Here is a 23,834-nt window from a genome sequence, read left to right on the forward strand (position 1 = left end):
TCGGGTTCGAGGCACCAAGTACAAACCGACCTCTGTGCCGGACGCCGCACGCAATTACACAGCGTTTCATGGGCCGTGGGTCGCGCACCGCGCGATGGAGCAACTAGGATGAATGCACGGAGACACAAGAAAGAGCCATGACGACTTCCTCGCCCACATCCCAAGCGCTCGACCAGGCGCTGGCGCAAATGCTGGACGCGTTCTCCGCGTCCAACCCCGCCAGCCGCGAGTGCTTCGACATCCATGCGCGCTACCTGCCCGGCGCCAACAGCCGCTCGGTGCTGTTCTACGCGCCCTTCCCCCTCACGATGGCGCGCGGCGAAGGCGCCGTGCTGTGGGACCTGGACGGCCACCGCTACGACGACTTCATCGCCGAGTACACGGCCGGTGTCTACGGCCACTCGGCCCCGGAGATCCGCGCGGCCGTGATCGAGGCCATGGAAGGCGGCATCAACCTCACCGGCCACAACCTGCGCGAAGGCCGGCTCGCGCAGCTGATCTGCGAGCGCTTTGCGCAGATCGAACGGGTGCGCTTCACGAACTCCGGCACCGAGGCCAACCTGATGGCCATCACCGCAGCGCTGCATTTCACCGGGCGGCGGCGGATCGTGGTCTTCTCGGGCGGCTACCACGGCGGCGTGCTGGGCTTCGGTGCGCAGCCGGCGCCGACCACCGTGCCCTTCGATTTCCTGGTGCTGCCCTACAACGACGAAGCTGCCGCGCGCGCCGCCTTTGCGCGCGAGGGGCCGGCCATCGCCGCGGTGCTGGTCGAGCCCATGCTCGGCGCCAGCGGCTGCATCCCGGGCCGGCCCGCCTTCCTGCAAGCCTTGCGAACGCTGGCCACCGACGCCGGCGCCCTGATGATCGTCGACGAGGTGATGACCTCGCGGCTGGCGCCGCACGGGCTGGCGGCGCAGCACGGCCTCCGGCCGGACCTGACCACGCTGGGCAAGTACATCGGCGGCGGCATGCCCTTCGGCGCCTTTGGCGGGCGCGCCGACATCATGGCGCTGTTCGATCCGCGCAGCGGGCCGCTCGCCCATTCGGGCACCTTCAACAACAACGTGGTGACCATGGCCGCAGGCCATGCAGGCCTGACCCGGCTCTTTCCGCCCGAAGCCGCCGCGGCCCTGGCGGCGCGCGGCGCGGCGCTGCGCGATCGGCTCAATGGCCGCTGCGCAGCAGCCGGCGTGGCGCTCCAGTTCACCGGCATCGGTTCGGTGATGAACGCCCACTTCGCGGCGGGCGAGATCCGGCGGCCGGAAGACCTGGCAGCGGTCGACGCGCGCCTGCGCCAGCTGCTCTTCTTCCACCTGCTCGCGCAAGGCATCTATGCCTCGCCACGTGGCTTCATCGTGCTGTCGCTACCGCTCGAGGACGACGCGATCGCGCGCCTGGAGCAGGCCGTGGGGGACTTCCTGGCGCGTTTCGCGGCGCTGCTGCCAGCGGCGCACGACGCCTTGAGGACCTCATTTGCGCGCCAGTTTGGCCGGGTCGACCCGGTCGTAGCCGCTCAGTTCCATGAAGCCCTCGCCGCCCGCGCCACCGGTGACCTTGACCGGACCTTCCCAGTAGACATTGGCGGTGGTCTGGGCGGCATCGAACTCCGCGTCGGCGAGGTGCGGTTTGAGGTGGTAGACCCCCGAAGGCAGCTTCAGGTCCCATTCGACGACATAGCTGATCCGGGTCCGCGGACTGGTCCAGGTGCCGGCGGGCGTCAACACGGTCTCGCCGGCCTTCAGCGGCACCGCCGCCCCGTTGCCATCCGAGACCGTGCCGGCGGTCAGGACGTTCCGGCCTTCCATGTCGAACAGTGCATAGAGCATGACGTCGGAGCCGTCCGCCAAGTGGAGCGCGAACCAGTTCCAGCCCAGGGTCAGGACATCGAACTCACCCCACTGGTGATCGAACCAGACCTCGCCGCGCACCGGCACCTGCTTGCCGGCGATCGAAACCTCGCCCTGCGCCTCCATGCGCGGGCGCGAGTAGTAGTAGCTGATGCCGCTCTGGCCGAAATCGAGCAGGCCCGGCGTGCGGGAATCGGCGGCGCGGTGGGCGACCACCGGGTGGCTGTCCTTGAGGTCGAGCGTGAGCCATGCCCCGTCGAGGGCCGCGCGCACCACGTGGGCCGGACCCGAGCCGGAGACCTGCCAGCCCTCCGGCCTGAAATCGAAGCCCTTCTCGACGGCGTTCGAGGGCATGCCGCCGGTGCGGCTCTGGCTGGTGAAGCGCCGGCCGGATTGAAGATCGGTCAGCGCGGCATGCAAGACCGTGTGCTTGATCAGCCCGTTGGCCACGAAGACCGCGACATGAAAGGCATATCGCTCGCCCGACGTGGCGTTGAGGATGCCGCTGTAGTACCACCACTCCATGCCCGAGCCGTGCGCCCGGTCGTCGGCCGGGAGGTTCAGGGGTGCCAGGGCGGCGGTGCGTTCGACCGGCTGTCCGGGCCCGGCGGCGGCGGCCGCGCCCGATGCCGCCAGCGGCGCCGGCTCGGAGGCCAGGAGATGGTACAGGCCAGCGCCGACCACCGCGGCCACCACCACCAGGGTGGCGAAGAAGATCAACAGGCCCTTCCTGCGCGCCCGCCGCGAACGGCCGCTGCGCCAGCGGCCCGAACCGGAGCGTCGGGAACTTCTGGGGAGATCGTCGGCGTTCATGGCGGGATTTCCTGGGTCGCGAAGTCAGGGGGTGAGCAAGCGTATCAGTTGCATTTGTCACCAACCGACAAAAATTGCCGCGCGCCCTCAACTTTTGCCGCGAATTGCCGATAGACGGGGATTCATTTCCGGCGCGCCTCCATGAACGATCTCAGCTTTCTTGCCGCGGAGCACGATCCGTGGGTCGTCCTCGCTTCGGTGGCGGTGGCGGTCCTGGCGTCCTACGTGACGCTCGACCTGTCGCTGAAGGTCCGCACCCCCGAGGGCGGCGTCAACCGAATGTGGTGGATCGCCGGTGCGCTGGTCATGGGCACCGGGGTCTGGTCGATGCATTTCGTCGGCATGCTGGCCCTCATGCTGCCGATGGACATCGGCTTCACCACCCTGCTGACCTTCGTCTCCTGGCTCGCCGCGGTCGGCGCTTCGGTGATCGCGCTCGGCGTGGCGAGCCACGGCAGGTACAGCCGCCGCTCGATCGCGCTGGCATCGGTCGCGATGGGCGCCGGCATCTGCGCCATGCACTACATCGGCATGGCGGCCCTGGACTTGCAGCCCGGCATCGTCTGGGACTGGCGCCTGGTCGCGGCCTCGGCGGCGATCGCCGTGGCCGCCTCGGCCGCCGCCCTGCTGATCTTCCGGCTGCTGCAGCGCGTGCATGCGCGGCGGCGCTTCGCGATGCAGTTGCTGTCCGCCACCTTGATGGGTGCCGCGATCTGCGGCATGCACTACACCGCCATGGCCGCGGCCGGCTTTCCGGCCGATTCGGTCTGCCTGAGCGCCGACGCGCTGGGCGGGCGAAGCCTGGGCGCCGCGGTCGCCATCGCGACCCTGGTGCTGCTGCTGGGCACGCTGCTCGCGTCCATGCTCGAGGCCAGGCTGCAGCGGGTCGCGCGCCTGCTGTCCCAGTCGCTCCAGGAGTCGAACGCGCGGCTGCAGACTGCCAACGACGAACTGCTCCAGCGCGCCCTGTCCGACCCGCTCACGGGACTGCCGAACCGCAAGCTGTTCGAAGACCGGCTGCGCCAGGCCGTGCACCGCCTCGAACGCGTCAACCAGAAGACGGTGGTCGAACATCTGGCCGTGATGTTCGTCGACCTCGACGGCTTCAAGCCGGTCAACGACACCTTCGGCCACGGCGCCGGGGACCAGATCCTGATCGCCACCGCGCAGCGGCTGATCACCGAGGCCCGCGCGGGCGACACGGTGGCCCGGGTCGGCGGCGACGAGTTCCTGCTCCTGCTCGAAGGCCTGGACGCCATCGAGGACTGCGTCCAGATGGCCAACCGGATCCTGCGCGCCTTCGCCCAACCCTTCGAGCTGGCCGATCGGAAGCTGCGCATCTCGTGCTCGATCGGGATCGCGACGCACTCCCTTCGCGGCGACCCCGAGAAGCTGGTCGCCCACGCCGACGCCGCGATGTACGCGGCCAAGCGCACGGGCGGCTCCAGCCTGGCCTTCTTCGAGCCGCACATGGCCATCGACACGGCCGACCACCTGCAGCTGCAGAGCGACCTGCGCCAGGCGCTGGAAGACAACCAGTTCGAGCTCTACTACCAGCCGAAGATCCACGGCCGGCGCCATCGCATGAGCGGCCTCGAGGCCCTGGTGCGATGGAACCACCCGCGGCTGGGCATCGTCGGCCCCGACACCTTCATTCCGCTGGCCGAGCGCTTCGGCCTGATCGTGCGGCTCGGCCACTGGGTCATCAACGAGGCCTGCCGGCAGGTCGCGGCCTGGAGCGCCGAGGGCCGCCACATGCGCGTGGCGGTGAACCTGTCGGTGCACCAGCTGCGCGAAACCTCGCTGGTCGATTCGGTCGAGGAAGCGCTCAGGCGCTACGGCCTGCTCGGCTCGCAGCTGATCTGCGAGATCACCGAGACGGTCGCGATCCAGGAGCGCGAAGTCACGACCCGGACCTTCGAAGGCCTGGCGCGCATCGGCGTCCACCTGTCGATCGACGATTTCGGCACCGGCTACTCGAGCCTCAGCCAATTGCGCGACCTGCCGGCGCGGCAGCTCAAGATCGACCGCAGCTTCGTCAAGGACATCGAGTCCAAGGAGGATGCGCGCGCCGTCGTCGAGGCGGTCATCAAGCTGGCGCACGCGCTGCGGCTCACGGTGGTGGCGGAAGGCGTCGAGACCCAGGGACAGCGCGACGTGCTGCTGCGGATGGGCTGCGACGAGCTCCAGGGCTTCTTCTACGCGCGGCCGATGCGGGCCAATGCGGTGCTGGGGTGGTCACTGGACGAGGCGGCGGGACTGGCGCCGGCGCCGTAGCCGCCGGACGCGCGCGGCGTCACTCCCCCGCCGTCGCCGCGTCGCTGACCCAGCTGGCCGAGCGGCCGATGCTCTCGAGCAGGTGCTCGGTGAAGGCCCGGACCTTGACGCTGGCACGCGGCGCGGCCCGCACCAGGAAGATGCCGCTCGGCTCCTGGCGCGGCGTGCCTTCGAGGTCGAGCTCGACGATGCGGCCCGCGGCCAGGTCCTCGCCGATGGCCCAGTTCGGCATCAGGGCGATGCCCAGGCCCTGGGCGGCACACATGCGGCGGGCGTCGCAGTCGTTGCTTTCCAGCGCGAACTGCGGCGGGCGGCGCCAGTCGAAGCCGTCGAGCTCGCGCCAGCCGCGCGCACTGGTGCTGTGCTGGCGGTCGATCAGCCGGTGCCCGGACAGTTCTTCGAAAGTCCGCGGACGCCCGTGGCGCTGGAGGTAGGCGGGCGAGGCGCCCATGATGTAGCGCTGGCTGCCGATGCGCTGGCAGATCAGGCTGCTGTCGGGCTGGTCGCCGATGCGGATCACTATGTCGAAGCGCTCCAGCACCGGATCGACCACCCGCTCGGTGAGTTCCAGCTCGACGTTGAGCGCCGGATGCTTCTCGAACAGCGAGCCCAGGTGCGGCGCCACGTGGCGGCGGCCGAAGGCCGGCACGCAGCTCACCCGCAGCAGCCCCTGCACGCTGCCGTCGAGCGAGACGACCTCGCTGCGCGCATCGGTCATGTCGTGCAGGATCTTCACCGCCCGCTCGAACAGCAGCGAACCGGCCTCGGTCATCACCAGGGCCCGGGTCGAGCGCGTGAACAGGGGTACGTTCAGGTCCTGCTCGAGGGCGTCGATCTGGCGCGCCACCGAGGACGCGACCAGGCCCTTGCGCCGGGCCACGGCCGAGAAGCTCTTCGCCTGCGCCACGTCGACGAACATGGAGAGGCTTTCGGCAAAGCGGATGGATTCCATTGGTGCGATTTGTGCGGCTGGCGCAAAGGCATTTGGCCTTCATGCCGGATTCCCATGACGAAGCGCAAAGAATAGCATCGACGGGCGCCATCATCAAAAGGACCCGCTGCATGACCCGACCCGAGACAACGCCCCGCCGCTCCCTCATTTCCGTCGGCCTGCTGGTCGGCCTGGCGCTGGCCCTGGCCGGCCCGGCACGGGCCGAGACTTTTCCCTCCCGGCTGGTCACGGTGATCGTGCCTTTCGCGGCCGGCGGCACGGTCGACAAGGTGGCGCGGCAGGTCCAGGAGCCGCTGCGGGCCCGGCTCGGCCAGCAGGTGCTGATCGACAACCGGGGCGGTGCCGGCGGCACCATCGGCATGGCGGCGCTGGCCAAGAGCGCGCCCGACGGCTACACGGTCGCACTGGTGTTCGACTCCTACGCGACCGAACAGCACATCTACCCGAAGCTGCCCTACGCGACCTTGCGCGACTTCAGCGGCGTCAGCTACGTGGCCCGCTCGCCGATGGTGCTGGTGGTGCCGGCCGCCTCGCCCTACAAGACGCTGCAGGACTACGTGGCGGCGGCCAAGGCGAAGGGCGCGGTGTCGTACGCCTCGGTCGGCGCCGGCAGCTCGAACCATCTGGCGGCCGAACTGTTCCACGAAACCGCGGGCAGCCAGGGGCTGCACGTGCCCTTCAAGGGCGGCGGCCCGGCCCTGACCGACCTCATGGGCGGCCATGTCGATTCGATGATCGCCAGCCTGCCGCTGGTGCTGCAGCAGGTGCAGAGCGGCAAGCTGCGGGCGCTCGCCGTGACCTCGCCGAAGCGCAACCCGGCACTGCCCGAGGTGCCGGCGATGGCCGAGACCTACAAGGGCTTCGAGGTCTATTCCTGGGTCGGGATGGTGGCCCCCGCGAAAACGCCCGCACCGGTGCTCGACAAGCTGTCCGCCGACATGACCGCCACCCTGCGCGAGCCGGAAGTCGCGAAGCGGCTCGCGGACGGCGGCTTCGAAGTGGTGGCCGGCGGCCGCGACGCGATGAACCAGCTGATCAAGAGCGAAAGCGAACGCTGGGGCCGCCTGATCCAGGCTCGTAAGATAGTCGCCGAATGACCACCGATGCGGGTGCTGGCCGTCTCCAGTCCTTCAGCTTCGAAAACCGCGCACAGCGCGTCCTGTTCGGCCATGGCTGCCTGGCGCAGGTCGCCGACGAACTCGCCCGGATGGGCGCACGCAAGGCGCTGGTGCTGTGCACGCCGCCCCAGCGCGCCCAGGCCGAGCGCGTGGCCGACCTGCTCGGCGCCAGCGCGGCGGGCATCTTCGACGGTGCCGTGATGCACGTGCCGATCGAAAGCGCACGCGCCGCGCGCGAGGCGGCCGCGCGCCTCGGCGCCGACGCCGCGGTGGCGATCGGCGGCGGCTCCACCGTCGGACTGGGCAAGGCCATCGCGCTCGAATCGGGGCTGCCGATCCTGGCCATCCCGACCACCTACGCGGGCTCCGAGATGACACCGATCTTCGGCCTGACCGAGAACGGGCTCAAGCGCACCGGCAAGGATCCGCGCGTGCTGCCGCGCACCGTCATCTACGACCCGGCCTTGACGCTGGGGCTGCCGGTCGGCCTGTCGGTGGTCAGCGGGATCAACGCCATCGCGCACGCGGCCGAAGGGCTCTACGCGGTGGACGGCAACCCGGTCTGCGACCTGATGGCGGTCGAGGGCATCGCCGCGCTCGGCCGCGCCCTGCCCGGCATCCATGCCAATCCGGCCGACACCCAGGCCCGCCGCGACGCGCTGTACGGCGCTTGGCTGTGCGGCACCGTGCTGGGCAGTGTCGGCATGGCGCTGCACCACAAGCTCTGCCATACGCTGGGTGGCAGCTTCAACCTGCCGCATGCCGAAACCCACACCATCGTGCTGCCGCACGTGCTGGCCTACAACGCTACGGCCGCGGCCGGCGCGATGCAGCGCATCGCCGCGGCGCTGAACGCCGCCAGCGCGCCGCAGGCGGTCCATGCGCTGGCGCTGGCCAACGGCGCACCGGTCGGGCTGAAGCAGATCGGCATGCGCGAGCAGGACCTCGACCGCGCCTGCGAGCTGGCGCTGCAGAACGCCTACGCCAACCCGCGCCCGGTCGAGGCACAGGCCCTGCGGCAACTGCTGCAGGATGCCTTCGACGGCGTGGCGCCGCGGATTTGATGGCCTCGCCCGGCGCCGCGCCCACCCCGTTCGCGCGCCAGCTCGCGCAGCAGTACGGGCTCGACGACGTGCCGGCCTCGCGCTCGCCCGGCCTGTCGCTCGACATGGCCAGCATGCACCACGCGCAGCCGCATCTGTTCGTGCTGGACCCGCTGCCGGCCGAGGACGCCTTCGTCGTCAGCGTGGAACTGGCACGGGCCGGCAGCCGGCGCTTCTTCCAGGGCAATGCCCAGACCCATCTCGGCCTGCTGGAGCGCGGCGCGGTCCATATCTCCGACCTCGCCGAGCGGCCGTCGGCCTACGTGTGCAGTCCCTTCCATTCGGTGCTGTTTCGCCTGCCGCGCGCCGCGATGGACGACTTCGCGCGCGAAAGCGGCGGCCTCGCGATCGCCGCGCTGGAATGCACCCCGGGCGTGACCGACCCGGTGCTGGCCGGCATCGCGGCGGCGCTGCTGCCGGCGCTGGAGCGGCCGGCCGAGGCCTGCAGGCTGTTCCTCGACCACATGGCGCTGGCGCTGTGCGCGCACCTCGCCAGCACCTACGGCGGCGCCCGCAGGCGGCCGGCGACCGTGGCCGGCCTGGCGCCCTGGCAGGAGCGGCGCGCCAAGGAACTGCTGTCCGGAAACCTCACGCGCCAAGTCTCGCTGGCGGAAGTCGCGGCAGAGTGCGCGCTGTCGCGCGGCCACTTCAGCAAGGCCTTCAAGGCGACCACCGGGCACTCGCCGCATGCCTGGCTGATCGAGCGCCGGATCGAGGCGGCGCGGCAGATGCTGCAGGCGTCGACCGCCTCGCTGTCGGAGATCGCGATCGCCTGCGGCTTCGCCGACCAGAGCCACCTGACGCGCGTCTTCGGCGCCCGCGTGGGCAGTTCGCCCGCGCAATGGCGGCGGATGCGCCGCCACTGACCGAACAGGTTCTCAGGCCGCCGGCAGGATGTCCGGCAGCAGCGGCCGCTGCAGGCGGGCCCGCCACCACTTGAGCGCCTCCCCCACGGCGGTGCCGGTCTTCCAGGCCAGCCAGAAGCCTTCTTCGGGCCGCGCCTCTTCGAGCGACAGCTCGACCAGATCGCCGCGCGCCAGCGCCGCCCGCACGCAGGCGCGCGGCAGGAAGCCGTGGCCCAGTCCCTCGGCCTGGAGAGCGATCTTGGCCGCCATCGATGGCACGGTGATGCGCCGCTGCCCGGCCAGCAGGCCGATGGTCCGGTCGGACATCGAGCGGGCGCCGTCGCCGACCACCACCGCCGTGTGGTCGAGCAGGTCGGCGCGGGTCAGCGGCCGCTGCAGCATCGCCAGCGGATGGGTGGGTGCGACGCAGAAGGCGAAGTCGAGGCTGCCCACCGACACCGCCTTGTAGCCGCCGCCCCCGGGCCCGTCGCCGGCAGCGACGATCAGGTCCGCGCGGCCGTCGCGCAGCGCCTCCCAGGTGCCGGTCAGCGTCTCGCAGGCGATCCGCAGGCGGGTGCCGCAGTTGAGGTCCTCGAAGGCCCGGATGTCGTGGCTGAACGCCGAGGTCGGGATGAGCGAGTCGTGCACCAGCCGCAGTTCGGCCTCGAATCCGGTGGCGATCTGGCGCATGCGCGATTCCAGGTCGGCGGCGGCCGCCACCAGCCAGCGCCCTTCGCGCAGCATCTCGTGGCCCGCGGCCGTGAGGCTGACGCGCGGACCCTGTCGCACGAAGAGAGCGATGCCCAGCTGCTCCTCGAGGCGCCCGATGGCGTACGAGATGGTCGAGGGCACCTTGTGCAGGCGCTCGGACGCCGCGGCGAACGAGCCGTGGCGGGCGATCGCATCCACCAGTTCGATGGCTTCGAGGCTGAGCTTCAGCACGGGGGGTTCCTTCGCTTTGAATGATCGAAATTATCGATCATTGAAGCCGAAAATTGTCAGCATATGGCCATATCCTGGCGAGATACTAGGCGCACTGAATCGTGAATTTCATCGAACGAAAACCCCGAAAGGAACGCCCATGATCGAACTCCGCAAGGCAGACCAACGCGGCCTCGCCGACCACGGCTGGCTCAAGTCGCGCCACACCTTCTCTTTCGGCCACTACCATGACCCGAAGCAGCAGGGCTTCTCCGACCTGCTGGTGATCAACGACGACCGGGTAGCGCCCGAACAGGGTTTCGGCACCCACCCGCACCGGGACATGGAGATCATGTCGTACGTGCTGGACGGTGCGCTGGAGCATCGCGACTCGATGGGCACGGGCTCGGTCATCCGCCCCGGCGACGTGCAGCTGATGAGTGCCGGCACCGGCGTGCGCCACAGCGAGTTCAACCATTCGAAAAGCGAGCCGGTGCACTTCCTGCAGATCTGGCTCGTGCCCTCGGTCCGCGGCGCGGTGCCGCGCTACCAGCAGGTGCACTTCGGCGCCGCCGAGAAGCGCGGCAAGCTGCGCCTGATCGTCTCGCCCGAGAGCGCGCAAGGCTCGCTGTCGGTGCACCAGGACGCCCGCGTGTACGCCGGGCTCTTCGATGGCGCCGAGAGCGCCGCCTTGCAGCTCGCCCCCGACCGCTACGCCTACGTGCATGTGGCGCGCGGCAGCGTCGAGGTCAACGGCGAGCGCCTCGGCCAGGGCGACGGCGCCCGGATCCGCGACGAGCGCACCCTCCGGTTCGCGAAGGGCGACCAGGCCGAAGTGCTGGTGTTCGACCTGCGGCCGCGCGAACGGCCTTCGATGTAGGCGGGCATCGCACTACAGTGCGGGGATGTCACCGGTCCAGAAGCATCTTGTCATCCACGGCACCGTGCAGGGCGTGGGCTACCGCTGGTCGATGGCCCAGGCGGCCGAGGCGCTGGGGGTGCGCGGCTGGGTGCGCAATCGCCGCGACGGCACGGTGGAGGCCCTGGCCGTCGGCGATGCCGCGGCGGTGGAGGCGCTGGTGCGGTGGGCGCACCGCGGTCCGCCGGAGGCGCGCGTCGATCGGGTGGAGGTCCTGGCGCCGCGCGATCCGGCCGGGGCGCCCGAGGGTTTCGAGCAGCGGGCTACCGTGTGACGCCCTGAGTCGTCGACGGCCGGCTACGCCGCCTCGCCGAACACGATGCGGGCCGTGGCGGCGGCTTCTTTCCAGACCGCGTCGCGATTGCCCGAATAGGTCGGCGCCGGCGCGACCGCGACGACCAGCACGTTGACGGTGGCGCCGCTGTAGTGCGCCCGAAGCAGCACCTTGCGCTGGGTCGCCGCGGTGACGGCACGAACTTCGACGCCGTCCATCGGCTTGAGGGGCACGTCTTCGCCCGGCGCCTCCAGGTGCTTGTCGATGTCCGGCAGGCCCAGCATGAAGCGTTGGCCGATCTTGAATTCGAAGCCCACCGGGGCGCGAAGCTCTACCGAGAACGCCGGCAGCTTGCGCGGCCGTGTGAGAAGTTCCTGCTTGTCAATATGCATGGCGGCGAGTCTATGAGCTTCGAGCCGGGGCGGGAAGGGATCGCGCGAACCCATTGCACAATCTGTCAATTTCTTCCGGGCAGCGCATGCGAATCCACGAACTCCAACGGCGAATGCGGGACGCCGGCGCCGGCCCCCTCCACGAACACCGGATCCTGCGGCTGTGGTCCCATGCATTGCCCAGGGACAGCGGCCGGCGCCGGCCGGACACTTTCTTTCCGTCGTCGCTGCTGGCCGCCCTGCCGGCCATCGAAGCCGAGCTGGCGGGACTGGCGCGCATCCACGCGGTCCATCCCGGCGCCGATGGTTCCGAACGGCTGCTGGTCGCGCTGGCCGACGGCCAGACCGTCGAGAGCGTGCTGCTGCCGCGGGACGGCCTGTGCGTCTCGTCGCAGGTCGGGTGTGCCATCGGCTGCCAGTTCTGCATGACCGGCCGCGACGGCTTGCTGCGCCAGGTCGGGAGCGCCGAGATCGTCGCCCAGGTCGCCCTGGCGCGCGCGCGGCGCCCGGTCCGCAAGGTGGTGTTCATGGGCATGGGCGAGCCGGCCCACAACCTGGACAACGTGATCGAGGCGATCGACCTGCTCGGCACTGCCGGTGACATCGGCCACAAGAACCTGGTGTTCTCCACCGTCGGCGATCCCCGCGTGTTCGAGCGGCTGCAGCAGGAACGCGTGAGGCCGGCGCTGGCCCTTTCATTGCACACGACCAAGGCCGCGCTGCGCCGCAAGCTCCTGCCGCGGGCGCCGAACCTCGCGCCCGAGGAACTGGTCGCCGCCGGCGAGCGCTATGCCCGCGCGACCGGCTACCCGATCCAGTACCAATGGACGCTGCTGGAAGGCGTCAACGACGGGGAGGACGAGCTGGAAGGCATCGTCCGCCTGCTCGCCGGCAAGTACGGCGTGCTGAACCTGATCCCTTTCAACGCGGTCGACGGCGTGCCCTTCGGTCGTCCGACGTGGGAGCGCTGCAAGCAGATCGCCCGCACGCTGCACGAGCGCGGCATCCTCACCAAGCTGCGCTACTCGGCCGGCCAGGATGTCGATGGCGGCTGCGGCCAGCTGCGGGCGCGCGCGGCCCAGGTGCCGGTGCAAGCGTTGGTGCGAAGAGTGCCGTAGGTCCGTCTTCGGCTCAATGCGGCGCGACCGCCTCCGCCAACTGGCGCAGCAGCGCGCCGCCGTCGCCCCGCCAGGCGCTGCCGTGCATGCAGGCCAGCACCTGCGGCGCGTGCGCGGCCAGGCCGGCCAGCAGCGCCGCCGTCTGCGGCGCGTGGGCGAAATAGTCCATCTGCTGGCGGAAGGCTTCGCTGGGGCCGAGGATGTCGGCCTCGGTCAAGGCCTGCTCGCTCGGCCCCGACTGCGTGAACAGGTCGCCGCAGAAAAGGGTCCGGGTGCGGGTGTCCATCATCAGCCCGCATTCCCAGCCGTGCGGCACATGGGGCATGTCGAACCAGCGCACCGTGTGGGCACCCAGCGCCAGTTCTTCGCCATCGGCCAGCGCACGCGGCGGCCGGTCGGCCAGGTCGCCCATCGAGACCATGGCCGCGACCTGCCCGCACAGCGGGACGGCGTGCGGCGCGGCGGCCAGCAGCAGGTTCATCGCGCCGCATTCGTCGGCCTCCACGTGCGACAGCGCCAGGTAGCGCAGCCGCTCGATCGGCATCACGCGCCCGATCGCCTCGCTCACCAGCGGGAACAGCTGGCGCGGACCGGTGTGGAACAGCAGCGGTTGGTCGTCCACCAGCAGGTACTGGTTGAAGCTGAAGCGCTGGCCATCGGGCAGCGGCACGGGGGTGTTGATGCGGTAGATGCCGGTGGCGATTTCCTGCACGTTGGTGCCGGCGGTGGCGTTGGTGATCATGCGGGGCTCCTTGGGTGAAAGACGGCAGGTTGTGTCACCATGCCGCGCAGCGTCGCGGCCCTATGCTGCGCCCCATGCCGGCCGTCATGCAAGTGGAACAAGGCCGGGTTCGATTCGAGGTTCTTGTTCGGGGCGGGCTCAGCTGAACAGCGCACCGTCGAGCGCGCTGCGCACGGTGCGCACCGTGAGAACCGCCAAGGCGACGCTCAGCAAGCCCAGCAGTACCGCGGCGAGCACCCCGTGCGGCCCGCTGGCGCGGAAGTCCGCGTACTTCAGGGCCGCGTTGGCCAGCGCGGCCATCGGGAAGCCGATCGCCCACCAGGCCGCAGAAAACCCGATGCCGCGGCGGAACACCTTGGGCGCCACCACCGCGAACATGAACAGCGCGAAGTAGAAGAGCAGCGCGGCGAACCGGTCGATGCCGCCGATGATGTTGACGTAGGCCAGGAAGCCGACCGCGAAGGGCGCCACCAGGATCATCAGCGACGGCGTCATGGCCGGCACCAGCGGGTCGCGATGCACCAGCCGGCTGACGATCATCGCGAACAGCACCAGCGCCAGCACGGCGCCGACAGCGCCCGCGAACAGGTTGATCTCGGAGGCCCAGGCCATGGGCATGTGGCCGCCGGTGACGGCGATGTCCAGCGTCGCAACGCCCGGGATCAGCCAGGCCGGCATCGCGTGCGAGGCGTCGACCTGGCCCTTGAGCAGGCGCGACACGGCGACGAAGCTGAGCGCGAAGGCCGCCAGCACGCCGATGGTCCAGGTCGCCCGCGCCGCCGCCGCGCTGTAGGGCTCGACGACTGCCGACAGCAACAGCACCGAGATCGCGATGGTGCCGAAGAAATTGCCCGCCACCGGGTGCTGGAACTCCGCCCGCACGGCCTGCGGATGCTGCGCGAGTTTCGTCAGGTAGCCGAGCGCGACGAGCACGAAGACGCCCAGCGCGAACGCGCCGATGGCTTCGCCGACGAAGGCCGGCGCGCCGAACCGGTCGTGCGCCAGTCGCCAGGCCAGGGCCAGCCCCGAGAGGCCCATGACCGAGGCGAACAGGTTGACGGGCAGGTTCCGTACCGATGACTTTCCGGACGGTTCGACGATCGGGCGGGACGGGTCCATCGATGGGGCTTGCATGGGGCTCCTTTGGCAGAATTTGCAGGTGCAGTTAGTTTCTGCCAAACTCCGCCGTGCTCCATGCCCCGCTGCGGGCCTTTCCTGCCAATCTGTGAGCTTTCTCGGCCATGCGCATCGCCATCCTCGCTTTTCCCCGGGTCCAGCTGCTCGACGTGGCCGGGCCGGCGGACGTGTTCGCCGAGGCCGCGCGCCAGCTCGGGCGGCCCGCCGCCTACCGGGTGCAGGTGATCGGCACCGGCGCCGGCCTGCTCAGGAGCAGCAACGGCCTGCGCCTGGCCGTCGACGCGACCGTGGCGACCCAGCGCGGGCGCATCGACACCTTGCTGGTCGCGGGCAGCCCCGACATCGAGGACATGGCCGGCGACCCGGCGTTGTACGACTGGCTGCGCCGCCAGTCCCGTACCGTGCGGCGCTATGGCTCGGTCTGCAGCGGAGCCTTCGTGCTGGCGGCCGCCGGGCTGCTCGATGGCAAGCGGGTGGCGACCCACTGGAACGCCACGGCCCGGCTCGCGGTGGCCTGCCCGCTGGCCAGCGTCGAGCCCGACGCCATCTATGTGAAGGACGGCAAGCTCTTCACTTCCGCCGGCGTGACGGCCGGCATGGACCTGGCCCTGGCGATGGTGGAGGAGGACCACGGCCGCGAACTCGCGCTGCGCGTGGCGCGCGAGCTGGTGATGTTCCTCAAGCGCCCCGGTGGCCAGAGCCAGTTCAGCGCCCACCTGGCGGCGCAGACGGCCGAGCGCTCCAGCGTGCGCGAGGTGCAGGCGCATGTGCTGGCGAATCTGAAGGACGACCTGTCCGTGCCCGCCCTGGCCCGCCACGCCGGCATGAGCGAAAGAAGCTTCGCGCGGACCTTCCGCAGCGAGGCCGGGACCACGCCCGCGGAGTTCGTCGAGAACGCGCGCATCGACGCTGCCCGCCGCCTGGCCGAAGCGTCGGACCTGCCCGCCAAGCGGCTCGCGGATGCTGTCGGCTATGCCAATGTCGACGGCTTCAGGCGCGCCTTCGGCCGGCGCCTGGGTGTGAGCCTGGTGGAATACCGGCGGCGCTTCGCGACCTGATGGCCGCCGCCGTGCGCGCACGTCAGAATGCGGGTCGGCCCACGCTTGCTCCAGGAGTTGCCATGGATTCGATGCCCCCCAGCGCCGTTGTCGGAAGGCGGCTTGCAATGAAGCGCAAGTTCGCGCGCGCCCGGACCGTCCCGGCCGCCGCGACGGGCGCGCAGGCCATCGGCACCACCGCCTTGGGCTCGATCGCTGTCGGCGCCCTGGCCTTCGGTGCCCTGGCCATCGGCGCCTTGTCCGTCGGCCGGCTCTTCGTCGGCCGGGCTCGCATCCGGCAGCTGGAGATCGACGAGCTCGTCGTGCGCCGCGTTCGTGTCATGGAGCCGCTCGCGGCACCAGCGACACCCGCCCCGGCGGACACGGCCTGACGGTCGATTGGCGCTACGCCGCCGCGGCCGGTGCAGCAGCGCGGCCGTCGTGGTCGTCGTGGCCGGCGTCCAGTTCCAGCGCCAGGAAGTGATGCACCACCGGCGCCTCCGGCCCGATGTGGAAGCGCACCGCCTCGTGCTGCAGGTCGGCGTCGGCTTTCGACACCCGCTGGTGCTGGCGCAGGTGCTCGGCCCACGACTCGACCAGGAACCACTCCATCAGGCGCTCGGGCTCGCGGGTGTGCTCGGTGATGCCCCAGGCGTAGGCGCCGTCGCGGCGGCGCTCCATCGACATCGCCTTCAGGGCCTGCAGGAAGGCCGGCCGGTCTTCCTTGCGGATGCGGTATTCGATCTGCACCATGACCGGCCCGCGGTCGTTCGCGACCGGCGCGTCGAGCAAGGGTTCGGGCCAGTGGTTGGAGGCCTGCAGGTCGGCTTCGCCGGTCGGCAGCCGCACGCGATGGAAGACGAAGGCCACCACCGTCAGGCCCGCCGCGCCGACCAGCAAGGTGGCCGGCACGCCCATCTTCTGCGCCACCAGGCCCCAGCCGAGGCTGCCCGCGGCCATGGCGCCGTTGAAGACGGTCAGGTAGATCGCCAGGCCGCGGCCGCGCACCCAGTTCGGCAGCACGCCCTGGGCGACGCCGTTGAGCGTGGTGAGCGCGATGATCCAGCCGCCGCCCAGCACCAGCATGAGCAACACCGCCGCCCATTGCGGCGGCGCGCCGGCGAGCACCCCCATCACCCCCGCCGACAGCAGCGAGGCCAGCAGCACCAGGCCATCGGCGTCGAGCTTGGCGCGCAGCCGCGGCAGCAGCAAGGCGCCGAGGATCGCCCCGACGCCCACGGCGCCCAGCATCAGGCCGTAGAAGCCCGCCGTGCCGCCGAGCATCCGGCGCGCCACCAGCGGCAGCAGCGCCCAGACCGAACTCGCAAACAGGAAGAACACCGCCGCACGCAGCAGCACCACGTGCAGCTCGCGGCTGGCGCGGGCATAGCGCAGGCCGGCCCGGAAGGCGCCGAAGAACTGCTCCGACAGGCCGGTGTCGGGCGTCGCTGGACGCTTCCACCACAGCAGCGCGGCAATCACGAACACATAGCTCAGCACGTCGGCGCCGTAGGCCGCGGCGGCGCCGAAGCTCGCCAGCAGCAGGCCGCCGGCCGCCGGCCCGATGGCGCGCGCGATGTTGATGCCGAGCGAGTTCAGCGCCACCGCGTTCTTGAGGTCGGCGCGCGGCACCAGCTCGGGCACGATCGACTGCCAGGTCGGCCCCATCAGCGCGGCGCCGATGCCGCCGACGAAGGTCAGCGCGATCAGGTACTCGACGGTCAGCGACTTGGTGCTCGCGAGCAGCAGCAGCGTGCCGCTGACCGCCGCCAGCATCAGCTGGATGAAGATCAGGAAGCGGCGCCGGTCGAGGATGTCCGACAGCACGCCGGCCGGGATCGCGAGCAGGAAGATCGGCAAGGTCGCCGCGGTCTGGACCAGCGCCACGGCGGTCGGGCTGGCCGACAGCTCGGTGACCATCCAGGCGCTGGCGACGTCGCGCATGAAGCTGCCGACATTGCCGAGCACGGTGGCGGCCCACAGGACCGCGAAGACCGGCTGGCGCAGCGGCGCGAAGCTGCCGGACGCTGCCGGCACTGCCGGCGCTGGTTCAGCGCTCATGGCGCTCGCTCAGGTCGTGCCAGGCGACCAGCAGGAAGCCGCCGACCAGTCCCCAGTGCTCGAAGAAGGCATTGGCGACCATGAAGCGCTCGGGCATCGCGAGCTCCCAGAAGCGGTTGGCGACGAAGGTGGCCATCAGCGTGAAGCCGGCCAGGCCCAGGGCGCCGAGCCAGCGGTGGAAGCCCGTCAGGATCATCAGCGCGGCGCCGAACTCGAAGACGATCACGGCCGCCGCCAGCGGCCCGGCCGGCGACAGGCCGAAATGGTTCATCTCGGCGACGGCCGACGCGAAATCCGTCGCCTTGTTGAAGCCGCCCTGCAGATAGGCGGCGCACAGGAACAGCAGTGCCAGCCAGTGCACGGCCGGATGGGTGAAGATCCGGCGCATCACACCGCCCAGCAGGCGCAACCCAAAGCGCCCCAGAAGCTCTTGAGATCGGCCACCGGCAGCCGGCTCGACCACGCGGTCGCGTGCCGGTGGCCGTGCAGGTTGCAGTCGTTGGCGCAGGCGCACTCGGCCGCCAGGCGGCGCACGGTCGCCTGCAGCGGCCGGCCCTCCTTGTCGCCCCAGCCCGCGTAGCCGCCGAAGCTGCGCACCGGCGACCAGTCGGGCATGGCCGGCGGCGGCGTGCCCTCGTCCTGCCCGGCGAACTCGCCGGCGCCCCAGACCACCTTGCCGCCGACCATCGTGAGCAAGGCCGTGGTGTCGGCGATCTCGGATTCGGGGCAGGCGAAGAAGTCGCGGTCGGGCACCACCAGGTCGGCCAGCTGCCCGACCTCGATGCGGCCCTTCTTGCCCACTTCGTTGGAGAACCAGGTCACGTTCTCGGTCCACATGCGCAGCGCCGCTTCGCGGTCCAGGGAGTTGCGCTGGGGCGTGATCCGCAGGCCGCCGACGGTCTTGCCGGTGACCAGCCACGACAGCGACACCCACGGGTTGTACGAGGCGACGCGGGTGGCGTCGGTGCCGGCCGAGACCTTGACGCCCTTCTCGAGCATCCGCTTCACGGGCGGCGTCGCCTCGGCCGCGGCGGCGCCGTAGCGCTCGACGAAATACTCGCCCTGGTAGGCCATGCGATGCTGCACCGCGATGCCGCCGCCGAGCGCCGCGATGCGGTCGATCGACTTCTCGGAGATCGTCTCGCAGTGGTCGAAGAACCAGTTCAGCCCGGCCAGCGGCGTGTCGCGATTCACCTTCTCGAAGACGTCGAGCGCGCGCTCGATGGTCTCGTCGTAGGTCGCGTGCAGCCGCCAGGGCCACTTGTTCTGCACCAGCACCCGCACCACCTCCTCCAGCTCGCCCTCCATCTCCGGCGCCATGTCGGGGCGCGGCTGGCGGAAGTCCTCGAAGTCGGCGGCCGAGAACACCAGCATCTCGCCGGCGCCGTTGTGGCGGAAGTAGTCGTCGCCCTGCTTGTATTTCGAGGTCGCGGTCCAGTTGAGGAAGTCCTGCTTCTCCTGCTTGGGCTTCTGCGTGAACAGGTTGTAGGCCAGCCGGATCGTGAGCTGGCCGGCGTCGGCCAGCTGCTGGATCACCTGGTAGTCCTCGGGGAAGTTCTGGAAGCCGCCGCCGGCGTCGATCGCGCCGGTGACGCCGAGCCGGTTCAGCTCGCGCATGAAGTGCCGGGTCGAATTGAGCTGGTAGTCGAACGGCAGCTTCGGCCCCTTGGCCAAGGTCGCATAGAGGATGCTCGCGTTCGGCTTGGCCAGCAGCAGCCCGGTCGGGTTGCCGGCGCTGTCGCGCACGATCTCGCCGCCGGGCGGTGCCGGCGTTTCCTTGGTGTAGCCGACGGCCCGCAGCGCGGCGCCATTGAGCAGCGCCCGGTCGTACAGGTGCAGCAGGAACACCGGGGTGTCGGGCGCCACGGCGTTGAGCTCGGCGATGGTCGGCAGCCGCTTCTCGGCGAACTGGTGCTCGGTGAAGCCGCCCACCACCCGCACCCATTGCGGCGCCGGCGTGATCGCCACCTGGCGCTTGAGCATGGCCATGGCGTCGGCCAGGCTGCGCACGCCGTCCCAGCGCAGCTCGAGGTTGTAGTTGAGGCCGCCGCGGATGATGTGCAGGTGGTTGTCGATCAGCCCGGGCAGCACCGGGCGGCCGCGGAGGTCGACGACCCGGGTGCCGGCGGCGGCCAGCGGCAGGATGTCCTCGCTGCGGCCCACATGGGTGAAGCGGCCGTCGCGGATCGCGACCGCGCTGGCCGTCGGGTTGCTGCGCGCCAATGTCGTGAAGCGGCCGTTGTGCAGGATGAGCTCGGGGGCACCGGTGTCGAGCATGTCGGATTTCCTGGGAGAGAGTTGCTGGGCCGTCGCCTGAGCGCCGAGCGCTGCGCCGAGCGTGCCGAGGAACAGCCGGCGGCGTCGAGGATCGAATTCGGCCGTCATGGGGTGTCGCGGTGCGCCGCCGCCGAGTCGGCCGCGGCGACGTCCACGGTCTTCGCGCATTGAGGCAGCTCCCCGAACATGTGGGGCTTGACCTGGTGCTGCAGCCACGAGCCGGCGGCGTGGGACGGCTCGAGCAGGCGCTTGACCAGCGGCGGCAGCTGCTCGCCGGCCAGGATGCCGAGCAGGCCCACCAGCGCGATGATCGGCGGCGCCGGCGAGCGCACGCTGAACAGCGCATAGATCACGCCGACCAGGATGCCGAGCGCCAGCGAGACGAGGTAAGCCTTCATGGCCCGGCCCGCCCGCTCAGCCTTCGTGGGCGCCGAACATCGACTGGGCGTAGATGATCCCGAGCCCGTAGGCGCCGCCGAACTTCTTGGCGATGCCGGTGGTCATCTCGTAGGTGTCGGTGCGGGCCCAGTCGCGCTGCAGCTCCAGCAGGTACTGCAGCGAGGTCATGGGCTGGGCGCCGGCCTGCACCATGCGGTCCATGGCACGGTCGTGGGCCTCGGCCGAGACGTCGCCGCAGGCGTCGGCGATGACATACACCTCGAAGCCCTGGTCGAGCGCGGACAGGGCCGGCCCGACGATGCAGACGCCGGTCCAGAGCCCGCACAGCACGATGCGCGACTTGCCGATCTCGTTGACCCGCTTGATGACGGCGGCGTCCTCCCAGGTGTTCATCGAGGTGCGGTCGAGCATCGCCTGACCCGGGAAGGCGGCCTTGATCTCGTCGAACATCGGGCCCGAGAAGCTCTTCTCGGCCACGGTCGTGAGGATGGTCGAGGCGCCGAAGCCGGCCGCCGCATGCGCCACCAGCGCCGCGTTGTTGCGCAGCGTGACGGCCTCGATCGAGTGCGTCGCGAACGCCATCTGCGACTGGAAGTCGATCATGACCAGGGTGTGGTCGGTGGGGGTGAGCAGCTTGGCGCCGGGGGCGGCCTTGGCGGTGATGGGCATGGCGGTGTCCTTAGTGGAGGGGGAGCAGGTCTGCGGCCCCCGAGACTAAGGCACGCCGGCTTCCCTGGCTTGAACAATGCGGCGCCGCTTTTTCGAATCGTGCGGTCGCGACTCGCGCACCAGCACCCCGAGTCAGGCCACTTCGCCCGGCACCCGGTAGTGGTAGCGATAGCGATCTTCGAAGCCCAGCGCGGCGTACAGGCGGCGCGCCGCCTGGTTCTGCTCCCTTACCTGCAGGTACGCGGATGTCGCGCCCGCTTTGCGGCCCCAGTGCATCAGCGCCTGCGTCAGCGCACGACCATGGCCGCGGCTGCGCCGGCCCGGGCTCACCACGATGTCGTAGAGACCCACCGCGCCGCGCTCCAGCACGGCGAGCCCGAAGCCGATCGCTTCGCCCTCGTCATGGAGGGTGGCGAAGGCGGCCGGCCAGGCGATGGCGCGCACCATGCCATGGTGCATTTGGTCCTGCGGCGGCGCCACGCCGTTGGCCGCGGCGATGCCTTCCAGCCAGGCCGGTGATGGCACTGTGTCGATGCGCACCCCAGGCTGCGGTGCCGCGCCGGCCAGCGACGCGCAGGCGACCTGGCTCGGGTCGAACAAGACATAACCCGCCTGCGCGAGTTCCTGGTCCGCCTCGGGCGGCGCCAGCGGCGAAAGGCGAAACACGGCCGGCAGGCCGTGCCGCCCATAGAAGGCCTCGGCGGCGCGGCGGACCCCTTCGAAAGAGGCACCGGGCTGTGCGCAATTGACCGAGTTGGCCCGCTTCGTATAGCCGCCCGACAGCCGGAACAGCCAGCCGTCGAAGGAGACGGTGTGGCGCGCCGGCCAGGCATTGAAGCTGCGTTCTTCGAGGGCGCGGACGGTGGTCGGTTCCAACAAGCGGGGCGGGCTGCGCACGGGCATCGAGGTCTCCAGCGGCGTGATCCGCGTTGGCGCGATTGAAGCACGAGCCCCGTTGGCCATCGACCGGCGGTTGCCCCGTGCTCAGGCCAGGCGGTCGCCGATGCGCCGGGCGGCGTCCTTGACGAGGTGCGCCAGCCGGTCGGTGTCGACGATGGCCAGCCGGGCGGTGTCGAGCACCAGCGAGATCGCACCCCAGACGCCGCCCTCGGACTTCTCGATCGGCGCCGCCAGCGCCGCCAGCTGCGGTTCGAGTTCGCCCACGGAGAGATAGTGGCCGGCCTTGCGGATCGCCGCGTAGTAGCGCCTGAAATCGCTCCACTCCGAGGGCAGCCCGCAGCGCACGATTTCCGCATGCCGGGCATCGAAGAGCTTGTGCAGGGGCGCCGGCGCGAAGCTGGCGACGATGACCTTGGGCGCCGCGCCCTGGAACAGCGGCCGCGGCCGGCCGCGGCCGTAGGCCAGCGCGGCGGGCGTGCTGCCGGCTTCCCGGTGGGTGTCGAGCAGCTGGGTGCCGAACAGGCCCGAGCTGACACAGTCGAAGCCGGTCTGCTGGACCAGTTCGCGCATCACCGGAATGCCTTCGCGCAGCACCGGGTCGGCCTTGCGGATGTAGTGGTCGAGCAGGATGATGCGCGGCCCGAGGGTGTAGTGGGAGTTCTCGACCCGCTGCAGCAGGCCGGCTTCGACCAGCATCCGCACATAGCGGTAGCCGGTCGGCAGCGACACCTCCAACTCGGTCGCGATGTCCTCCGCGGTCCGCGTCAGGCGGTTGTCGTCGAACAGGTCGAGCACATCGAGCATGCGTCCCAGGCTGGATGTTGATTTTTCCGCCACCGGAGTCCTTCGTTCATTCATTCGTTGGTTCTTGGCGCGACCGCCAAGTGCGCGCGCGGCTCCGACGATATATCGATCCGACCCGGCCGATCCGCCGGCCTCCGAAGAAATTTACAGTTCTTATTATCGTATTTTGACAATTTAATGATTTTATGTACCATCGTGCCGTGGTGCAGACGCGCCGCTATCACAAGGAGACATTGGATGATCGATTTGAAGACCTGGAGCCGCCGCCTGCTCGCCGGCACGGCCGCCGTCGCCGCACTCGCGGCCCACGCGCAGGACTACCCCACCAAGCCGGTGCGGATCATCGCGCCCTTCCCGGCCGGCAGCGGGCCCGATGCCAATGCGCGCGAGATCGCGGCCGAGCTGACGAAGATCCTGGGCCAGTCCTTCTTCGTCGAGAACCGCCCCGGGGCCTCGAACATCATCGGCACCGAAGTCGCCGCCAAGGCGCCGGCGGATGGCTATTCGCTCTACATCGGCACCACCAGTTCGCTGTCGGTCGTGCCGCATCTCTATGCCAGGCTGCCCTACAACGCCGAGAAGGACTTCGCCCCGGTGAGCCTGCTGGGCGTGCTCAACACCGGCCTCATCGCCAACCCGAACCTGCCGGCCAAGGACGCCCGCGCGCTCATCGCCGAGCTCAAGGCCAGGCCCGATTCCGTGACCGTCGCGACGGCCGGCATCGGCAGCTACTCGCACCTGTCGGGCGTGTGGTTCAACAACGCCGCGGGTGTCAAGACCAACCTGGTGCCCTACAACAGCAACAGCCCCTACACCGACCTGATGGCAGGCCAGGTGCAGGCCATGTTCGACGGCCTGCCGGCGGCGGCCAGCAACATCCGCGCCGGCAAGCTCAAGCTGCTCGCCGTCACCGGCAAGCAGCGCCACCCGAGCTTCCCGGACGTGCCGACCTTCGCCGAGGCCGGCCTGCCCGACTACGCGCCGATCGCCTGGCAGGGCATCCTGGCGCCGGCCGGCACGCCCAAGCCGATCCTCGACAAGCTCAGCGCCGCCATGCAGAAGGCCTGCCAGTCGCCGGAGCTGGCGAAGCGATGGACCGAGTACGGCGGTGCGCTGCGCTGCAACACGCCGGCCGAGTTCAGCGCCTTCATCGAGGCCGACCGCGCGATGTGGGGCAAGGTGATCCGCGAGGCCAACATCAAGCTGGATTGAACGCCGGGGCGCGCTAA

23 protein-coding genes and 1 pseudogene are annotated in these 23,834 nt (G+C 70.3%); 11 read left to right on the forward strand and 13 right to left on the reverse strand.

Features of this window, described 5'->3' with window-relative positions; translation table 11 throughout:
• Positions 1-137: 137 nt before the first annotated feature.
• A pseudogene (locus QTI17_RS22410) lies at positions 138-1,451 on the forward strand (aspartate aminotransferase family protein); the annotation flags it as partial.
• Positions 1,452-1,469: 18 nt separating this feature from the next.
• On the opposite strand, the gene QTI17_RS35070 reads toward QTI17_RS22410, so the two are convergent.
• Positions 1,470-2,660 carry a lipocalin-like domain-containing protein gene (locus QTI17_RS35070; protein ID WP_353506723.1) on the reverse strand — a complete coding sequence of 397 codons (1,191 nt, stop codon included), beginning with the start codon at positions 2,658-2,660 and terminating at the stop codon, positions 1,470-1,472.
• Between the two features lie 141 nt (positions 2,661-2,801).
• On the opposite strand from QTI17_RS35070, the gene QTI17_RS22415 reads away from it, so the two are divergent.
• A complete protein-coding gene (locus QTI17_RS22415; RefSeq protein WP_286535719.1) occupies positions 2,802-4,937 on the forward strand; it encodes a putative bifunctional diguanylate cyclase/phosphodiesterase in 2,136 nt (711 codons plus the stop codon).
• 19 nt (positions 4,938-4,956) lie between these two features.
• Here QTI17_RS22415 and QTI17_RS22420 read toward each other — a convergent pair whose 3' ends face one another.
• Positions 4,957-5,889 (reverse strand): LysR family transcriptional regulator, encoded by a 933-nt coding sequence (locus QTI17_RS22420; protein WP_286535720.1) that lies wholly within the window; start codon positions 5,887-5,889, stop codon positions 4,957-4,959.
• A gap of 110 nt (positions 5,890-5,999) precedes the next feature.
• On the opposite strand from QTI17_RS22420, the gene QTI17_RS22425 reads away from it, so the two are divergent.
• Genes QTI17_RS22425 through QTI17_RS22435 form a run of 3 tightly spaced genes read left to right on the forward strand, consistent with a single transcriptional unit; the run spans position 6,000 to position 8,976 of the window.
• Complete coding sequence (locus QTI17_RS22425) at positions 6,000-6,986, forward strand: tripartite tricarboxylate transporter substrate binding protein (protein WP_286535723.1); 987 nt, start codon at positions 6,000-6,002, stop codon at positions 6,984-6,986.
• Positions 6,983-8,071, forward strand: coding sequence for a maleylacetate reductase (locus tag QTI17_RS22430; RefSeq protein ID WP_286535724.1), 1,089 nt, complete (start codon positions 6,983-6,985; stop codon positions 8,069-8,071). The genes QTI17_RS22425 and QTI17_RS22430 overlap by 4 nt, the downstream gene beginning before the upstream one ends.
• Positions 8,071-8,976 (forward strand): AraC family transcriptional regulator, encoded by a 906-nt coding sequence (locus QTI17_RS22435; RefSeq protein WP_286535726.1) that lies wholly within the window; start codon positions 8,071-8,073, stop codon positions 8,974-8,976. Before QTI17_RS22430 ends, QTI17_RS22435 begins: the two co-directional genes overlap by 1 nt.
• A gap of 12 nt (positions 8,977-8,988) precedes the next feature.
• Here the strand turns inward: QTI17_RS22435 and QTI17_RS22440 are convergent, their stop codons facing one another.
• Positions 8,989-9,897 carry a LysR family transcriptional regulator gene (locus tag QTI17_RS22440; RefSeq protein ID WP_286535727.1) on the reverse strand — a complete coding sequence of 303 codons (909 nt, stop codon included), beginning with the start codon at positions 9,895-9,897 and terminating at the stop codon, positions 8,989-8,991.
• Between the two features lie 139 nt (positions 9,898-10,036).
• Here QTI17_RS22440 and QTI17_RS22445 point away from each other — a divergent pair, with 139 nt between their 5' ends.
• Entirely contained in the window at positions 10,037-10,756 is a 720-nt protein-coding gene (locus QTI17_RS22445) for a pirin family protein (protein ID WP_286535729.1), read from the forward strand.
• Between the two features lie 25 nt (positions 10,757-10,781).
• Positions 10,782-11,069, forward strand: coding sequence for an acylphosphatase (locus QTI17_RS22450; RefSeq protein ID WP_286535730.1), 288 nt, complete (start codon positions 10,782-10,784; stop codon positions 11,067-11,069).
• A 23-nt stretch (positions 11,070-11,092) separates the two neighbouring features.
• On the opposite strand, the gene QTI17_RS22455 is transcribed toward QTI17_RS22450, so the two are convergent.
• The gene (locus tag QTI17_RS22455; protein WP_286527306.1) at positions 11,093-11,461 is read right to left on the reverse strand and encodes a hypothetical protein; all 369 of its coding nucleotides are present in this window, start codon (positions 11,459-11,461) and stop codon (positions 11,093-11,095) included.
• An 86-nt stretch (positions 11,462-11,547) separates the two neighbouring features.
• Between QTI17_RS22455 and QTI17_RS22460 the strand changes: the two genes are divergently transcribed.
• On the forward strand, positions 11,548-12,579 hold the full coding sequence (locus QTI17_RS22460; protein ID WP_286535731.1) for an RNA methyltransferase: 1,032 nt from the start codon (positions 11,548-11,550) through the stop codon (positions 12,577-12,579).
• Positions 12,580-12,592: 13 nt separating this feature from the next.
• On the opposite strand, the gene QTI17_RS22465 is transcribed toward QTI17_RS22460, so the two are convergent.
• Positions 12,593-13,321 (reverse strand): oxygen-binding di-iron domain-containing protein, encoded by a 729-nt coding sequence (locus tag QTI17_RS22465; RefSeq protein ID WP_286535732.1) that lies wholly within the window; start codon positions 13,319-13,321, stop codon positions 12,593-12,595.
• Positions 13,322-13,459: 138 nt separating this feature from the next.
• Positions 13,460-14,455 carry an SLAC1 anion channel family protein gene (locus tag QTI17_RS22470; RefSeq protein ID WP_286535733.1) on the reverse strand — a complete coding sequence of 332 codons (996 nt, stop codon included), beginning with the start codon at positions 14,453-14,455 and terminating at the stop codon, positions 13,460-13,462.
• Between the two features lie 107 nt (positions 14,456-14,562).
• Between QTI17_RS22470 and QTI17_RS22475 the strand changes: the two genes are divergently transcribed.
• Together QTI17_RS22475 and QTI17_RS22480 are read left to right on the forward strand one after the other, a co-directional pair.
• Positions 14,563-15,516, forward strand: a complete 954-nt coding sequence (locus tag QTI17_RS22475; protein WP_286535734.1) for a GlxA family transcriptional regulator — start codon at positions 14,563-14,565, stop codon at positions 15,514-15,516.
• 107 nt (positions 15,517-15,623) lie between these two features.
• Complete coding sequence (locus QTI17_RS22480) at positions 15,624-15,887, forward strand: hypothetical protein (protein ID WP_286535735.1); 264 nt, start codon at positions 15,624-15,626, stop codon at positions 15,885-15,887.
• A 13-nt stretch (positions 15,888-15,900) separates the two neighbouring features.
• Here QTI17_RS22480 and QTI17_RS22485 read toward each other — a convergent pair whose 3' ends face one another.
• The 7 genes from QTI17_RS22485 to QTI17_RS22515 form a co-directional block, all read right to left on the reverse strand.
• Positions 15,901-17,556 carry an MFS transporter gene (locus QTI17_RS22485; RefSeq protein ID WP_286535736.1) on the reverse strand — a complete coding sequence of 552 codons (1,656 nt, stop codon included), beginning with the start codon at positions 17,554-17,556 and terminating at the stop codon, positions 15,901-15,903.
• Positions 17,546-17,944, reverse strand: a complete 399-nt coding sequence (locus tag QTI17_RS22490; protein ID WP_286535737.1) for a DoxX family protein — start codon at positions 17,942-17,944, stop codon at positions 17,546-17,548. Before QTI17_RS22490 ends, QTI17_RS22485 begins: the two co-directional genes overlap by 11 nt.
• Complete coding sequence (locus QTI17_RS22495; RefSeq protein WP_286536111.1) at positions 17,944-19,833, reverse strand: amidohydrolase; 1,890 nt, start codon at positions 19,831-19,833, stop codon at positions 17,944-17,946. The genes QTI17_RS22490 and QTI17_RS22495 overlap by 1 nt, the downstream gene beginning before the upstream one ends.
• A 104-nt stretch (positions 19,834-19,937) precedes the next feature.
• Positions 19,938-20,231 carry a XapX domain-containing protein gene (locus QTI17_RS22500; protein WP_286535738.1) on the reverse strand — a complete coding sequence of 98 codons (294 nt, stop codon included), beginning with the start codon at positions 20,229-20,231 and terminating at the stop codon, positions 19,938-19,940.
• A 16-nt stretch (positions 20,232-20,247) separates the two neighbouring features.
• A complete protein-coding gene (locus tag QTI17_RS22505) occupies positions 20,248-20,901 on the reverse strand; it encodes a hydrolase (RefSeq protein WP_286535740.1) in 654 nt (217 codons plus the stop codon).
• Between the two features lie 132 nt (positions 20,902-21,033).
• A complete protein-coding gene (locus tag QTI17_RS22510) occupies positions 21,034-21,804 on the reverse strand; it encodes a GNAT family N-acetyltransferase (protein ID WP_286535742.1) in 771 nt (256 codons plus the stop codon).
• Positions 21,805-21,885: 81 nt separating this feature from the next.
• Complete coding sequence (locus tag QTI17_RS22515; protein ID WP_286535743.1) at positions 21,886-22,638, reverse strand: IclR family transcriptional regulator; 753 nt, start codon at positions 22,636-22,638, stop codon at positions 21,886-21,888.
• 204 nt (positions 22,639-22,842) lie between these two features.
• On the opposite strand from QTI17_RS22515, the gene QTI17_RS22520 reads away from it, so the two are divergent.
• Entirely contained in the window at positions 22,843-23,817 is a 975-nt protein-coding gene (locus QTI17_RS22520; protein ID WP_286535744.1) for a Bug family tripartite tricarboxylate transporter substrate binding protein, read from the forward strand.
• The last annotated feature ends 17 nt before the right edge of the window (positions 23,818-23,834 follow it).

The organism is Variovorax sp. J31P179, assembly GCF_030316985.1.
Taxonomy (GTDB): domain Bacteria; phylum Pseudomonadota; class Gammaproteobacteria; order Burkholderiales; family Burkholderiaceae_C; genus Variovorax; species Variovorax ginsengisoli_B.